At 39.4% G+C, this 925-nt stretch carries 2 protein-coding genes; both read left to right on the top strand.

Translation table 11 applies throughout. From position 1 onward, the window contains the following. A partial coding sequence (locus tag ADI76_RS00730) for an energy-coupling factor ABC transporter permease (RefSeq protein ID WP_049513997.1) occupies positions 1 to 666 on the top strand: 666 nt, incomplete at its 5' end. Continuing rightward, positions 663 to 925, top strand: a 263-nt coding sequence (locus ADI76_RS00725; RefSeq protein ID WP_049513996.1) for an energy-coupling factor ABC transporter substrate-binding protein, incomplete at its 3' end; no start/stop codon positions are given. The genes ADI76_RS00730 and ADI76_RS00725, both read left to right, overlap by 4 nt.

Below are 925 nucleotides of genomic sequence, written 5' to 3'. Positions count from 1 at the left end.
CAACCTGTATCTGCTATGCACATTATGGAAGGGTATCTCCCTTTGGTATGGTGTATTGTCTGGTTCTTACTATTTTTACCATTCTTCATTTTAGGTTTGATCAAAATTAAGAAGATTATTTCAAAAGATCCAAATTCAAAAACCATGTTGGCCTTATCCGGTGCCTTTATCTTTATCTTATCCTCATTGAAGATCCCTTCAGTAACAGGATCTAGCTCTCACCCAACCGGTGTTGGTTTGGGAACTGCTATGTTTGGGCCATCTGTTATTAGTGTACTAGGAACCATTTGTTTGTTGTTCCAAGCTCTTCTTTTAGCCCATGGTGGTTTGACAACCCTTGGTGCCAATGCTTTTTCAATGGCAGTCGTAGGTCCTTTTGTCGGATTTGCAGTTTATAAATTCAGTCGTTCTTTGAAACTATCTAAACCAGTCTCACTCTTCTTGTGTGCGATGATTGCTGACTTAGCGACTTATGCAACAACTTCGCTTCAACTTGGATTGGTCTTCCCGGATCCAACCACTGGATTTGTAGGATCAACCTTTAAATTCTTGGGTGTCTTTCTGATTACGCAAATTCCAATTGCGATTGTAGAAGGATTGCTTACTGTTATCTTCTACAACTTGATTTCTGAAAATGCTAGTGAAAGAGAGGGCTTATTCCTATGAAAAAACACAAGAATCTTTTGTTATTAGCTGCCATTGTTGTGATTATTGTCGGTGCTTTCTTATTTGCTCCTAAAGGAGTAGAATATAGTGGTACGGATGATGCTGCAGAAAATGCTATTTCGACTATTCAAAAGGACTATAAACCTTGGTTTTCACCTTTGTTTGAACCACCAGGATCAGAAGTTGAAAGCTTGCTCTTTACCCTTCAAGGTAGTATCGGTGCGGGGATTATCTTCTATGTCATCGGTTACCAAAGAGG

This window comes from Streptococcus parasanguinis (assembly GCF_001074805.1).
Taxonomy (GTDB): domain Bacteria; phylum Bacillota; class Bacilli; order Lactobacillales; family Streptococcaceae; genus Streptococcus; species Streptococcus parasanguinis_A.
This window is presented reverse-complemented; position numbering and strand designations above follow the sequence as displayed.